Here is a 13,937-nt window from a genome sequence, read left to right on the forward strand (position 1 = left end):
AGAACTTGCTGGTCCGTTACTTCGCTGCCGCGCGCGCGGCCGCGGGAGTCGAAGAAGAACTCCACGCACTTCCGGAAGGCACCAGCCTTGAGGGCCTCCTGGAAGCCGCCCTCGCCGTCGAACGTCCCACGCCCCCGGAAGGCACGCCCCCGCTGGCCAGGATAGTGGCACGCAGCAGCTTCCTCCGCAACGAAGTGGCCGTTCGGGATCATTCGGCCCCGCTCGGTGCCGACGACGTCATCGATGTCCTCCCGCCGTTCGCCGGAGGCTAGGGGCGCGTCGGAACCGTCGTTCTCCTGAAGACGCTCTTCAGGAGGGGGCTGAAGCCTGGGTGGCCTTCCAACCTGAGCTCGGCGGTGTGCACCAGCACGCCGTCTTCAACGCGGAAGGTGTGCCTGGCGACGCCGTCGGGGGTGCGCCGGTCCAGCGTGAGGACGCCCGCACTCCATGTTCCCCTGACAGGGGCCGCCGGAGGCTTTCCCATACTGTCCACGTAGTACCACAGGGTGTCTCCATGGTCCCGGTCAACGGTGAACATGCCATGTCCCTCAAAATGTGTGCCGTCCGGTTCCCGGTGCCTGTAGCTCTGGACGACGGCGTGGCCACCGGCAGTCTTGGTGAACACCACGTCAGCCTCGGCTGTACGGGCAGTTCCCCAGGGGGAAGACGCGATCTCGGTGATGCCCCTCCAATGGCCGATGAAATCCCGCAGAATGTCCGCGGCATGACCGGTTGCGGGCAGGTCCATCAGGTCTCCAAAGTCAACGGGGCGGCATCACCATGTGTGATCATGCTGCCCTGTTGACCGTACGTGAGTCCAGAGACTGCGCAGCCGAATCCGAACGGGTTCAGAGCCCGAAGGTCTCGGATTCCTCGAAGGGCCCTACCACCGTGATGGTACGGGGAGCCTCGGCGAGTTCGCGGGCGAGTTCCTGGACCTCCTCCACGGTGACCGCCTGGATTCGGGCAAGGGTCTCGTCGATGTCCTGGAATTCACCGGATACCAGCTCTGCCCTGCCCAGACGTGACATCCGGGAACCGGTATCCTCAAGGGCCAGCACAATGCCGCCGCTGAGTTGGCCCACGGCCTTCCTGAGCTCTTCCGCGGTGATCCCATCCTTGGCGAGCTTGTCCAGCTCCACGCCCAGGAGTTCCAGTACCTGGCGGACCTTCGACGGCGTGCAGCCGGCGTACATTCCGAAGTATCCGGCGTCTGCGTAGGCTGCGGTGAAGGAGTACGTCGAGTACACCAAGCCCCGCTTCTCGCGGATTTCCTGGAACAGCCGCGAGGACATTCCTCCACCCAGGACCGCATTGAGGACGCTCATAACGAAGCGGCGGTCATCCGTGGCGACGATCGTGGGGCAACCCATGATGATGTTTGCTTGTTCCACGGGGCGCTTGACCACGTGAAGACCGGATGTTCCGGTGATGACAGCCCTGTCCGTGCCCCGCCGTTCCACCGGAGCGGCATTGGGGTCAAGCTGCCAACCGGCGGCGGTCAGGGCATCGAGGACAAGCCCGCAGACGACGTCGTGGTCCAATCCGCCCGCAGCGGTGATGACCAACTCTTCCGGCCGGTAATAGCGCTGGTAGTGCTCCCATACGGAGTCGCGTGCCACGGCTTTGATGGCATCCGGCGTCCCTCCGATGGGACGGGCCAACGGGTGGTCTCCCAGCACCGCGGCCACGAACTTCTCATGCGCCACATCGGTCGGGTCATCGCTGTCCATGGCGATTTCCTCAAGGATGACGTCGCGTTCCTGCTCAAGTTCGGCGGGGTCCAGGACCGCACCGGTGATCATGTCCGCGATGACATCGATGGCCATCGGCAGATCGGTGTCCAGCACGCGGGCGAAGTAGCAGGTGCTTTCCTTTGCCGTTGCCGCATTGGACTCGCCGCCTACCTCATCGAAGGCTGATGCGATTTCCAGGGCCGTACGGCGCTTCGTGCCCTTGAACAGCAGGTGCTCAAGGAAGTGCGTGGATCCGTGCTGGCCCTCTGCCTCGTCTCGCGAACCAACTGCCACCCAAAACCCAATGGTGGCCGAACGCTGGCCCGGCATCGCCTCGGTCAGGACGCGCACGCCGCCGGGAAGGACCGAACGCCGCACGACGGAACCGCCCTCGGCACCATGGATCAATTCGCCGCCAGGAAGGGTTTGCTCCAACGGCAAGGGTACGACAGTCATTAAAGCCTTTCGGGTTAAGGCCGGAAGGGCCGGTGGAGCTTTTTCAAGCCCACCGGCCCCGCCGGGTGTACTGCTTACAGACTACTCTGCGGAAGCTTCAGCGGCCTCGGCCGGAGCTTCCTCTGCGGTTGCGCCTTCTTCTTCGGCAACAACCGGCGAGAGGGAGAGCTTTCCGCGGTCATCGATCTTGGTGATCTCGACCTGGACCTTCTGGCCCACGGAGACGACATCTTCGACGTTGTCCACGCGCTTGCCATTGGCCAGCTTGCGGAGCTCGGAGATGTGCAGCAGGCCGTCCTTGCCCGGGGTGAGGGAAACGAAGGCGCCGAAGGTGGTGGTCTTGACGACCGTACCCAGGTAACGCTCGCCGATTTCCGGTACCTGCGGGTTGGCGATGGCGTTGATGGCCGAACGTGCTGCGTCTGCAGACGGGCCATTCGTGGCGCCAATGTAGACCGTGCCGTCATCTTCGATGGAGATGTCCGCGCCCGTGTCTTCCTGGATCTGGTTGATCATCTTGCCCTTGGGGCCGATGACCTCGCCGATCTTGTCAACGGGGATCTTGACAGCGATGACGCGCGGGGCGAACTCGGAGAGCTCGTCCGGGGTGTCGATTGCTGCGTTGATGACCTCGAGGATGTGGAGGCGGGCTTCGCGGGCCTGCTTCAGTGCTGCTGCCAGCACGGATGCGGGGATGCCGTCGAGCTTGGTGTCCAGCTGGATAGCCGTGACGAACTCGGACGTACCGGCAACCTTGAAGTCCATGTCGCCGAAAGCGTCTTCGGCACCGAGGATGTCGGTCAGGGCTGCGTAGCGGGTCTGGCCGTCGACCTGGTCGGAAACCAGGCCCATGGCGATACCGGCAACAGCTGCCTTCAGGGGCACGCCGGCGTTGAGCATGGAGAGCGTCGAGGCACACACCGAACCCATGGACGTCGAACCGTTGGAACCGAGGGCTTCGGATACCTGGCGGATGGCGTACGGGAACTCTTCACGGGTGGGAAGCACCGGAACCAGGGCGCGCTCGGCGAGGGCACCGTGGCCGATTTCGCGGCGCTTGGGGGAACCAACGCGGCCGGTCTCACCGGTGGAGTACGGCGGGAAGTTGTAGTTGTGCATGTAGCGCTTGCGCGTTACCGGCGACAACGAGTCGATCTGCTGCTCCATCTTGAGCATGTTCAGCGTGGTGACACCCATGATCTGGGTCTCGCCGCGTTCGAAGATGGCCGAACCGTGAACGCGGGGCAGAACCTCAACCTCGGCGGTCAGCTGGCGGATGTCCGTCAGGCCACGTCCGTCGATGCGGACCTGGTCCTTGAGGATGCGCTGGCGCACGACATGCTTGGTGACCGAGCGGAAAGCTGCGGACAGTTCCTTCTCGCGGCCTTCGAATTCGCCGGCGAGGGCACCCAGGACTTCGTCCTTGAGTTCGTCGCTGGCGTTGTCGCGCTCCTGCTTGTCGGCGATCTGGAAGACGGCAGCCAGCTTGTCGGCGGCTGCGGCCTCGACCGCTGCGTAAACGTCGTCCTGGTAGTCCAGGAACACGGGGAACTCGACCGTGGGCTTGGCAGCACGGGCAGCAAGGTCTGCCTGGGCTTCGCACAGAGCCTTGATGAACGGCTTTGCGGCCTCGAGGCCCTCGGAAACAACTTCTTCGGTGGGAGCAGTTGCGCCCTGTTCCTTGATGAGGTTCCAGGAGTTGTCCGTGGCTTCGGCTTCAACCATCATGATGGCGACGTCGTCACCTGCGATGCGGCCGGCAACAACCATGTTGAACACGGCGTTCTCAAGCTGGGAGTGCTTGGGGAAAGCAACCCACTGCGAACCCTGCTCATCGGCGATGAGGGCAACGCGGACGCCACCGATCGGGCCGGAGAACGGGAGGCCGGAAAGCTGCGTGGACATCGAGGACGCGTTGATGGCGACGACGTCGTAGAGCTCATCGGGGTTGATGGCCAGAACCGTGACGACGATCTGGACTTCGTTGCGCAGGCCCTTGACGAAGGCGGGGCGCAGCGGGCGGTCCATGAGTCGGCAAGCCAGGATGGCCTCGGTGGACGGGCGGCCTTCACGGCGGAAGAACGAACCCGGGATGCGTCCGGCGGCGTACATGCGCTCTTCGACGTCGACCGTCAACGGGAAGAAGTCGAAACCTTCGCGCGGCTGCTTGCCTGCGGTGGTTGCGGAGAGCAACGCGGTGTCTTCGTCGATGTAAACCATCGAAGCGCCGGCTGCCTGCTTGGCAAGGCGACCGGTTTCGAAGCGAATGACGCGCTTGCCGAACCGGCCGTTGTCGATGATGGCTTCGGAGAACTGGATTTCGGGACCCTCCATAGAGAGTCACCTCCGTTTCTGTTAGCGGAAGTCCACCGCATCAACCCAGGCCTCTTCTTTTTTCCTGGCCTGTACTACACCCGGTCATCGATCGAGATCCACGGGCGCCATCGTCAGGGAAGGCCTTCCCGGGAATCACTACCGAGGACCGCGAATGCGCGATGCGGTTGATTCCTGTTTTTAGTTATTGGTGAAGAAGGCGGCCCGTCCCGCGAACGAGCGGGCCGCCCCTAAAGGCAGACTAGCGGCGCAGGCCGAGACGCTCGATGAGCGAACGGTAGCGGGCGATGTCAGTGTTCTTCAGGTAGGAAAGCATGCGCTTACGACGACCAACCATGGCCAGCAGACCGCGCTGGGTGTGGAAGTCGTGCTTGTGCTCCTTCATGTGCTCAGTCAGATCCTTGATCCGCTGGGTCAGGACTGCAACCTGGACCTCGGGCGAACCGGTGTCGCCTTCGCTGGTTGCGTATTCCTTGATGATGGACTGCTTTACAGCGGCGTCAAGTGCCACGTGAACTCCTAGAGTTGTGCCGTGCGTCCCGATGCAGCGCCTCGCTGACGGGTTGCCCTTGGATGCGTTGCCACACACAAAAACAGGTCCAGCTGCCACGGACTGCGGCCGGATCCACTCATCAGTTTACCGGCAGGCCGGCGGTGTTGTCGAAACACCCCTACTGCGGGGCGAGCAACTCCCGCGCCTGGGCCACGTCCAGGCACATCTGTTCCACCAAGGCTTCGGGCCCGCGGTAGGCCACCATACCGCGCAGGCGCCGGGTGAATTCGACCGCAACGGTTTGGCCGTACAGGTTGAAGTCCTCCACGTTCTCCTCCGGGCGGTCGATGACGTGCGCTTCCACTTGGCGGCTGACGCCATCAAAGGTGGGGTTCGAACCCACGGAAATCGCGGCAGGCCACCGGGTTCCCGACTGGTCGATCAGCCAGCCCGCGTAGATGCCATCAGCCGGGATGTAGCCGGTTGAATCATGGGAAAGGTTCGCTGTAGGGAATCCGAGGTCGCGTCCGCGGGCAGCGCCATGGACAACTTCCCCGCGCATCCGGTGCGGCCTGCCCAGCACGGCTGCGGCGGTGACCACATCGCCTTCGGACAAGGCTTCCCTCACCCAGGTGGAGGAACAGCGGCGGTCGGCATCGCCGTCGTGATGGAGCGGGGAGCCGCCTGCGCCGTACTCGTTGACCACCTGCACGCCGAAGCCAAGCTGTTCGCCCAGTTCCTGCATGGTGGTGACGTCACCGACGTTTCCGGCGCCGAAACGGAGATCGTGACCCACAACGAGGTGCGCGGCATGAAGACCGTCGAGCAGGACGTCACGAACGAATTCGATGGGCGACATTGCCGCAAGGTCCAGCGTGTACTTCATGACCAGGACGGCATCGACGCCGGTATCGCCGAGCGCGTCCAGCTTGTCCTGGAGGCCCATGATCAATTCCGGCGCTGCATCCGGCCGGTGGACCTGGGCCGGGTGGGGATCGAAAGTGACAGCGACCGACGGAATGCCGTACCGCTTTGCAGTGTCCGTCAGCTGCGAGAGGACATGCTGGTGGCCCCGATGCACGCCGTCGAAATTTCCGATGGTGACAACGGTAGGTCCGAAGTCCTTGGGGACCTCAGTGGGATCGTTCCAGATGTGGACCATCAACCTCGCCTTTTACTGCAGATGTTCGTTCCGTCCGGCAACCTCCCGGCGCCGGAACATTCTAAGGTTACCCGCACGGGCAGTCGGCTCAGGACGGGCGGCGCTTGTTGAGCCACAGGAGCCCAAGGATCGGCAGCAGCAACGGCACGAAGCCGTATCCGCGACCAAACAGGGACCACACGGTGTCATGCGGGAAAGCGACAGGGTCAAAGAGGCTGATGGCTCCCACTACCAGCACACCGACCAGTTCCGTGAGCACGGCAGCCAGCGACACCTTGAACCAGGTGCGGCCCGGCTTGGCCAGCGAAACGGTCGCCACAATATAGACGACGGCGGCGAACGCCGAAAGGATGTGCGCCAACGGAGCTTCGGCGAACTTGGTGGCGATCTGGTAGCCGGCCCGCGCCGTTGCCGACAGGGCGAAAACCGCGTACACCGCAATCAGGAGGCGCCCCGGACCCGTGTTCCGGGTGTCCTTCTGCTTCGGCTCTTGGCCTGCGGAGTTGGTCTCGATTCCAGTCACTTTGTTTTCTTCCTTCAAGGTCAGTACCAGATCTGGTTCATGCGGGCACCCATCACAAGCACCGTCACGCCCACGGCCGCAAGGACAAAGTTGCTCCAGCGGGTTCGTTCGAGGATGGCCCAGTACACGGCGCCCAAGGGGATGATCAGCGCTGTGAGCATGTAGCCCCAGAACTCCCAGGGCTCGCCGGCAATCTGCTCACCCAAGGCCACGCGGACGATCGATCCCACCAGGTAGACCAACAGCACCACTTCGACGGCCAGCACGGAGTAGATCGTGGGGTCGTTCGGGGCCTTCTTCATCAGCCCCGCAACCAGGCACATGATGGTGGAGACCAAGCCGACAATCAGGAGTGCGTAAAAGTAACCGTCCATGCCTACTTGGCCTGCCCCGCGTCCGCATCGGTTCCAGTACCCGGACCAGTGCCCGGCGCAAAAACCAGCACGGGTTTGGCGAAGGTTCCGGAGTCGGCCAGCAACGCTACCAACTCCCCCGACGGCGCGAACGCTGCGGCGGGCTTGTCCGCCGTCGCGGCTTCCGCGGTGCCTGCTCCCGGGCCGGCTGCTATGCGGCGGCCGAAGGAGATCTCCGTGGTTTCGTCCTCACTCAGCTCCCGGTTGGGCATGAGAGCACGCGCGGCCAAAGACATCTCAAGGACCTCAAGCTCCTCGGCCAGCTCCTCCAACGTCCGGGCCTGGTCGATCGAGTAGGGTCCCACCTGGGTGCGACGCAGGGCCGTGAGGTGTCCACCTACGCCCAACGCATTACCGAGGTCGCGGGCCAGGGCCCGGATGTACGTGCCGGACGAGCATTCCACGGTGACGTCGACGTCGACTACCCTGCCGCCGTCGACCCTGTTGACGGAGTGGACGTCGAAGCGGTGGATGGTGACCGGGCGGGCGGCGAGTTTCACTTCTTCTCCCGAGCGGACGCGGGCATAGGAGCGCTCACCGTTGACTTTGATGGCACTGACGCTGCTGGGCACCTGCTGGATGGGCCCGGTCAAAGCGGCGACGCCGGCGGCGATCGCGTCGCCGGTGACCTCGGCGACACTGCGCGCCTCAGTGACTTCGCCCTCGGCGTCGTCAGTGATGGTGGTTTCGCCCAGCCTGATGGTGGCGGTGTAGGTCTTGGAGGTCCCAACGATGTAGGTCAGGAGCCGGGTTGCCTTGTTGATGCCGAGCACCAGCACCCCGGTGGCCATGGGATCAAGGGTCCCCGCATGCCCCACTTTCCGGGTGCCGGCCAGCCGCCGCATCCGGCCAACCACATCGTGGCTGGTCCATCCCTGCGGTTTGTCAACGATTACCAGTCCAGAAAGCACGCTTACCAGTATATGGGTGGCTAGGATGGCTCCCATGCCTGAGCTTGCTGCGCACGTACGCGATGTCCCCGTGAACCAGATCCGCGAGATCACAGAAGCCGCCTGGGCCACCCCCGGAGCGATCGTCCTCAGCATTGGTGAGCCGGGCTTCGCCCTGCCGCGCCACGTGCTGGATGCGGGCATTGCGTGCTTGGACAGGGATGAGACCAACTACACACCCAATGCGGGGATTCCTGCGCTCCGGGAAGCTTTTGCCGCGCGTTTCCGGGAGCAGCAAGGCGTGGATATCGGCGCGGACCGGGTGTATGTGGTGGACGGCGCCCAGCAGGGCCTGCATTTCGCCATGAGCCTGCTGCTCTCCCCCGGCGACGAAATCCTGATCCCCAACCCCGGCTATCCCACGTTTGCCATGACGAGCCGCCTCCTGCACGCCGTGCCGTTGCAATACCCCCTTTACCCGCACAATGACTTCCAGCCGCATATCGAGGACATCGAGGCCCTTATTACTCCGCGGACCAGGGTGTTGATGCTGAACTCGCCATCGAATCCGCTCGGTGCCGTCATCAGCGAGGAAACCACCCGTGAACTTGTTGCCTTGGCGCGCAAGCACGACCTGTGGATCATCTCGGACGAGTGTTATGAGGCCTTCACCTTCGACGTCCCGCATGTCAGCCCGGCCCGCTTCGACAGCGACGTTCCCGGCGAGGCCCGGGTGTTCACGTCCCTGACGCTTTCCAAGACATACGGCTTGACCGGCCTGCGCATCGGCGCACTGATCTGCCCGCCAGGCCTGGAACAAAAGATGAACAACGTCATGGAATCGATCGTGTCCTGTGTTGCCTCACCGTCGCAGTACGCGGCACTGGCAGCACTGACAGGCCCGCAGGATTACGTTTCCACTGCCCACAGCCACTACCGGAGCAACCGTGATGCGGCATCGGCCGTGATGGCGGCCAAGAATATTCCCTTCCTGGGAGCGCAGGGAGCCTTCTACTTGTGGGCCGACGTGTCGCATGCCAGCGACGGGGACGTCCGGACGTGGGTGCGAAAGTTCCTGGCAGATTCCGGTGTGTCGTTCGCACCCGGGACGGCGTTTGGGTCGATCGGTGAGGGTTGGATCCGGATTGCGCTCTGCGGCAACCAGGAGGAACTTCTCGACGGCGTCAGCCGCCTTCCAGCCCGGGCCTGATTGCGTCGTGTTCCAGTGGGCTGCGCGTCCTAGTAGGCTGCCCGCCGGACATGGTTCCGCCAGGCTTCGAAGGGCTGCTCGGACGCTGGCAGCTCGGCGTGTTCCACGGGCAGGAGTTCTGGCCTGGATCCGCTGAAATACTCGTAGAACAGGGCGTCGTCGAAGCCTGCCCGGGCGGCTCCATGCCTGTCAGCGGCAAAGTAGACCCGGCCGATCCTGGCCCAGAGCGTCGCCGAAAGGCATAGGGGGCACGGCTCGCAACTGGCGTAGAGCACCGAACCCGACAAGTCGAATTTCCTGACTGCTGCCGCGGCCCGGCGGATCGCCACTACCTCGGCGTGGGCCGTGGGATCGTGGTCCCTGGTCACCCTGTTGACTCCCTCATGGGCCGTTCCGTCCGGGGTGACCACGACAGCGCCGAAAGGTCCGCCGCCGTCGGCAACATTCTGCACGGCCAGTTGTATGGCCCGGTTCAGGTAATCATCACGCTCGTGGGTGCTGTGCGCCGACATGTTCCGATCCTAACCATTTTGCGTACAGATAATGCCCCCAAGAGCAGCTCTTAGGGGCATTATCTGGACAAAAATCCGAGGATTCAGCGGTTGGCGTCTTCGTCGAGTTCGTTGTCGCCGGAGAGGTCGGTGTCCTCTTCGTCGAAGTCGTCCTCGTCGATGTCCGCCGGGGAATCGCTCTTGTACGGATCAGCATCGCCTGCCGGCTTTGCCCCTGCAGCCAATGCGGCTACCTCGGCGTCGCGGCGTTTGGCCTCACGCAACAGTTCCTCAAGGTTCGAGGCGTTGACGGGAATCTGGTCTGCCACGAATTCGAGCGTCGGAGTGAGCCGGACCGTGATGTTGCGGCCAACTTCCTGGCGCAGTACGCCTTTGGCCTTTTCCAATGCCCGTGCGGCGTCAGTGTGGGCCACTTCATCGCCGAAGACGGTGTAGTAGATGGTGGCGTGCTGAAGGTCGTTGGTGACGCGGGCGTCGGTAACCGTGATGGACTCAACGCGCGGATCCTTGACCCGGCGCCCGAGGGCCTCGGCGACGACGACCTTAATCCGCTGTGCCAGCTTGGCAGCGCGTGCGGGATCAGCCATGACTTCCTCCTGGAAAGTAGAAACGGGGACGGAACGGGTCCGCCGGGGCTACCCGACGGACCCGTTCCATGCGGAACCTAGACGCGCGGCTTCTCGCGCATCTCGAAGGTCTCGATGATGTCGCCTTCGCTGATGTCGTTGAAGGAGCCAAGACCAATACCACACTCGAAGTCGGTACGGACTTCGGTGGCGTCATCCTTGAAGCGCTTGAGCGTCTCAACGGTGAGGTTGTCACCGATGACCTTGCCATCGCGGCTGACACGCGCCTTGGTGTTACGGCGGATGATGCCCGAGCGGACGATCGAGCCTGCGATGTTGCCGAACTTGGAAGAACGGAAGACTTCGCGGACCTCGGCGGTACCGAGCTGGACTTCCTCGTATTCCGGCTTGAGCATGCCCTTGAGAGCCATCTCGATGTCATCGATTGCTGCGTAGATGACCGAGTAGAAGCGCATGTCCACGCCTTCACGGTCAGCCAGTTCAGCCACACGCTCGGCCGGCTTGACGTTGAAGCCGATGATGATGGCGTTGTCCACCGTTGCCAGGTTGACGTCGTTCTGCGTGATGGCACCCACACCGCGGTGGATGACACGGAGCTGAACGTCGTCGTCTCCGACGTCGATCTTGAGCAAGGCGTCTTCAAGGGCTTCCACGGCACCGGATACGTCACCCTTGAGGATGAGGTTGAGGGTGTCGATCTTGCCTTCGGCGACGGCCTGGTCGAAGTCTTCCAGGCTGATGCGCTTGCGACGCTTGGCCAGTGCGGCGTTGCGGTCGGCAGCTTCACGCTTCTCAGCGATCTGGCGGGCCGTACGCTCGTCCGGGGTCACCAGGAAGGTGTCACCTGCACGCGGCACGTTGGACAGGCCAAGGACCTGAACCGGACGGGACGGCAGGGCAACATCGAGCGCCTCACCGTTCTCGTCGAACATGGCACGGACGCGGCCGTGGGCCGTACCGGCCACGATCGTGTCACCGACAGCCAAGGTACCGGACTGCACCAGGACGGTAGCAACGGCACCGCGGCCCTTGTCGAGGTTCGCTTCGATGGCAATGCCTCGAGCGTCCTTGTCCGGGTTGGCGCGCAGGTCCAGGGCGGCGTCGGCCGTCAGCAGAACGGCATCGATCAGTTCATCGATGTTGAGGTTCTGGCGTGCAGAGACCTCGACGAACATGGTGTCGCCACCGTATTCTTCGGGAACCAGGCCGTACTCGGTCAGCTGGCCCTTGACCTTGTCAGGGTTGGCGCCTTCCTTGTCGATCTTGTTCACCGCGACGACGATCGGCACGTTTGCTGCCTGTGCGTGGTTGAGTGCTTCCACCGTCTGGGGCATAACGCCGTCGTCGGCTGCGACAACCAGGATCGCGATGTCCGTAACCTTGGCACCACGTGCACGCATGGCCGTGAAGGCCTCGTGACCGGGGGTGTCAATGAAGGTGATGTCGCGGGCAGTGCCCTCGTGGACGTGGCTGATCTGGTAGGCACCGATGTGCTGGGTGATGCCACCGTGCTCGCCGGCCACAACGTTGGAGTTGCGGATGGCGTCCAAAAGACGGGTCTTACCGTGGTCGACGTGACCCATGACCGTGACAACCGGTGCGCGGGGCTCAAGGACGTCGTCGCCTTCGGCGTCGAGTTCGTCCTGGATGTTGATGTCGAACTGGTCAAGAAGCTCGCGCTCTTCGTCTTCCGGCGAAACAACCTGGAGCTTGTAGCCAAGTTCGGCACCAAGCAGGCCAAAGGTGTCCTCGTCGAGGGACTGCGTAGCCGTAGCCATCTCACCAAGGTGGAACAGTACGGTTACCAGCGATGCGGGGTTCGCATCGATCTTCTCGGCAAAGTCCGTGATGGACGAGCCGCGACGCAAGCGGATGATGGTCTCGCCATCGCCGCGGGGTACTGATACGCCGCCCAGCGACGGAGCACTCATCTGCTCCAGTTCCTGGCGCTTTGCACGCTTCGACTTGCGCTGCTTGCCACGACCGGCGCCGCCCTTGCCGAAGGCACCCTGGGTACCACCGCGACCGCGGCCACCCTTGCCGAAGCCACCGCCGGCGGGAGCTCCGCCACCAGTGCCTGTGCCGGGAGCGCCACCGGGACGACCCGGTCCGCCACCCGGACGGCCAGCGCCACCGGGACGGCCTGCGCCACCGGGAGCCGGACGCTCAGTGCGGTTGGGCATCATGCCCGGAGTAGGACGGTTTCCGCCACCAGGACCACCGGCAGGACGCGGAGCGCCCGGACGGGGTGCGCCAGGACGCGGAGCACCCGGACGGGGACCACCGGTTCCTGCTGCGGGACGGGGACCACCGGTACCGGCTGCGGGGCGCGGACCACCGGGACGTTCGCCGTCATTGCGGCGTTCGCCACGGGGCATGCCCTGCGACGGTGCGAACGGGTTGTTGCCCGGACGCGGCGGACGATCGCCGTCGCCGCCACGGCCACGGGGCATGCCCTGCGACGGTGCGAACGGGTTGTTACCGGGACGGGGGCCACCCGGACGGGGGGCCTGGCCGCCTTGGCGTGGTGCCGGAGCGGGAGTCTCTGCCTTGGGAGCGGGACGTGCACCGGGCTTCGCGGAAACCGGAGTGGATGCCGCGGGAGCAGCAGGTGCTGCCGGTGCCGGTGCCGAGGGAGCCGGAGCTGCCGGGGCGGGAGCTGCAGGCGCCGGGGCCGGAGCCTTGGGCGTTGCAGGACCCGGAGCCGGGGCAGCCGGGCGGGATGCTGCGGGACGGTTTGCCGCCGGAGCGGCTGCGGGTGCGGCTGACTTGGCAGCGCCGGCACCCGGGTAGGCGTCGCGAAGCTTCTTCACGACGGGGGCCTCAATGGTGGATGAGGCTGAGCGAACGAATTCGCCCAATTCCTGCAGTTTTGTTACTGCATCTTTGGAAGTAATACCGAGCTCTTTGGCGAGCTCATGTACGCGGACCTTGGCCACATTTCTCCTGTCTCGGTCCGCACCGAGCCAGGCACGAACCGTCTACTTCTTACTGCGGGCCTTCGCCGCTTGCGCGATTGAAAGGCCCATTGCAGAGCGCAACAAAGTTGTCATCGTTACGCACTCATCGCTGGGAACTCATCGGGTTTCCATCAGTTTTCTGACCCGCTTTCAGGTTTGGACGGTTTTCCTGTGGTTGCCTGGGCATCCACAAGTGGCGTACCCGGCATCAGGTAGCGTTCGACGGCGGTCGTCTCGGCAGCGCCCGCAAGGGCCCTTCCGAAAGCGCGCCGCTTGATCGCCAATGCCAGGCACTTTTCGTTGGGGTGCAGCCACGCGCCCCTGCCGGCCATCCGGCGTCGTACATCCACCACAACAGCAGATGAACCGCCGCCTTGGGCGACCAGCCGGACAAGCTCGGACCGGGAGCCTTGCTTCCGGCATCCGATGCAGGTGCGAACAGGCCCCTGGCCATGCTCAAGCAGTTCAGCCACGATGTGTCCAACCTGCCTTACGCTACTTTCGCCCGGTGTTCCGGCCTGCAATTGCGGCCGAGGCACACCAAAGCGCGCGGATACCGGACGTAAGCCCGGTTCCATCCAGTCTAGCCCCCCGGCCCCTGACTCCTGAAACCAGGTGCCGCGAAGAGGGAGGCCCGGAACCGGCGGCCGGAGCCGCCGGT

Annotated in this window: 14 protein-coding genes; 2 read left to right on the forward strand and 12 right to left on the reverse strand. The window is 64.1% G+C overall.

Annotation, left to right across the window (positions count from 1 at the left end):
• Positions 1-5 precede the first annotated feature (5 nt).
• Positions 6-272: a MoaD/ThiS family protein gene (locus AB0N72_RS04320; RefSeq protein WP_363934524.1), complete on the forward strand. Its 267-nt coding sequence runs from the start codon at positions 6-8 to the stop codon at positions 270-272.
• Here AB0N72_RS04320 and AB0N72_RS04325 read toward each other — a convergent pair.
• From AB0N72_RS04325 to truB, 8 genes are all read right to left on the reverse strand, one after another.
• A complete protein-coding gene (locus tag AB0N72_RS04325; protein WP_363934522.1) occupies positions 269-748 on the reverse strand; it encodes a DUF1579 family protein in 480 nt (159 codons plus the stop codon). The two genes, AB0N72_RS04320 and AB0N72_RS04325, sit on opposite strands and share 4 nt — an antisense overlap.
• A gap of 100 nt (positions 749-848) precedes the next feature.
• The gene (locus AB0N72_RS04330) at positions 849-2,192 is read right to left on the reverse strand and encodes a pitrilysin family protein (protein ID WP_363934520.1); all 1,344 of its coding nucleotides are present in this window, start codon (positions 2,190-2,192) and stop codon (positions 849-851) included.
• Between the two features lie 81 nt (positions 2,193-2,273).
• Positions 2,274-4,526, reverse strand: a complete 2,253-nt coding sequence (locus AB0N72_RS04335; protein ID WP_363934518.1) for a polyribonucleotide nucleotidyltransferase — start codon at positions 4,524-4,526, stop codon at positions 2,274-2,276.
• A gap of 241 nt (positions 4,527-4,767) precedes the next feature.
• Positions 4,768-5,037: a 30S ribosomal protein S15 gene (gene rpsO, locus AB0N72_RS04340; protein WP_144652206.1), complete on the reverse strand. Its 270-nt coding sequence runs from the start codon at positions 5,035-5,037 to the stop codon at positions 4,768-4,770.
• 160 nt (positions 5,038-5,197) lie between these two features.
• A complete protein-coding gene (locus AB0N72_RS04345; RefSeq protein WP_363934517.1) occupies positions 5,198-6,181 on the reverse strand; it encodes a bifunctional riboflavin kinase/FAD synthetase in 984 nt (327 codons plus the stop codon).
• A gap of 88 nt (positions 6,182-6,269) precedes the next feature.
• Positions 6,270-6,704 (reverse strand): hypothetical protein, encoded by a 435-nt coding sequence (locus tag AB0N72_RS04350; protein ID WP_363934515.1) that lies wholly within the window; start codon positions 6,702-6,704, stop codon positions 6,270-6,272.
• Between the two features lie 20 nt (positions 6,705-6,724).
• Positions 6,725-7,078: a hypothetical protein gene (locus AB0N72_RS04355; protein ID WP_363934513.1), complete on the reverse strand. Its 354-nt coding sequence runs from the start codon at positions 7,076-7,078 to the stop codon at positions 6,725-6,727.
• A gap of 2 nt (positions 7,079-7,080) precedes the next feature.
• Positions 7,081-8,028 (reverse strand): tRNA pseudouridine(55) synthase TruB, encoded by a 948-nt coding sequence (gene truB / locus AB0N72_RS04360; protein ID WP_363934512.1) that lies wholly within the window; start codon positions 8,026-8,028, stop codon positions 7,081-7,083.
• A gap of 34 nt (positions 8,029-8,062) precedes the next feature.
• On the opposite strand from truB, the gene AB0N72_RS04365 reads away from it, so the two are divergent.
• The gene (locus AB0N72_RS04365) at positions 8,063-9,217 is read left to right on the forward strand and encodes a pyridoxal phosphate-dependent aminotransferase (protein WP_363934510.1); all 1,155 of its coding nucleotides are present in this window, start codon (positions 8,063-8,065) and stop codon (positions 9,215-9,217) included.
• Between the two features lie 29 nt (positions 9,218-9,246).
• Here AB0N72_RS04365 and AB0N72_RS04370 read toward each other — a convergent pair whose 3' ends face one another.
• From AB0N72_RS04370 to AB0N72_RS04385, 4 genes are all read right to left on the reverse strand, one after another.
• The gene (locus AB0N72_RS04370; RefSeq protein ID WP_363934509.1) at positions 9,247-9,729 is read right to left on the reverse strand and encodes a nucleoside deaminase; all 483 of its coding nucleotides are present in this window, start codon (positions 9,727-9,729) and stop codon (positions 9,247-9,249) included.
• 83 nt (positions 9,730-9,812) lie between these two features.
• The gene (gene rbfA, locus AB0N72_RS04375) at positions 9,813-10,316 is read right to left on the reverse strand and encodes a 30S ribosome-binding factor RbfA (RefSeq protein ID WP_363934507.1); all 504 of its coding nucleotides are present in this window, start codon (positions 10,314-10,316) and stop codon (positions 9,813-9,815) included.
• Positions 10,317-10,393: 77 nt separating this feature from the next.
• Complete coding sequence (infB, locus tag AB0N72_RS04380) at positions 10,394-13,255, reverse strand: translation initiation factor IF-2 (RefSeq protein ID WP_363934505.1); 2,862 nt, start codon at positions 13,253-13,255, stop codon at positions 10,394-10,396.
• Between the two features lie 152 nt (positions 13,256-13,407).
• Positions 13,408-13,749: a YlxR family protein gene (locus AB0N72_RS04385; protein WP_363934503.1), complete on the reverse strand. Its 342-nt coding sequence runs from the start codon at positions 13,747-13,749 to the stop codon at positions 13,408-13,410.
• Positions 13,750-13,937: the final 188 nt, after the last annotated feature.

It is taken from the genome of Paenarthrobacter sp. NPDC089307 (assembly GCF_040685055.1).
In the GTDB taxonomy this organism is placed as follows: domain Bacteria; phylum Actinomycetota; class Actinomycetes; order Actinomycetales; family Micrococcaceae; genus Arthrobacter.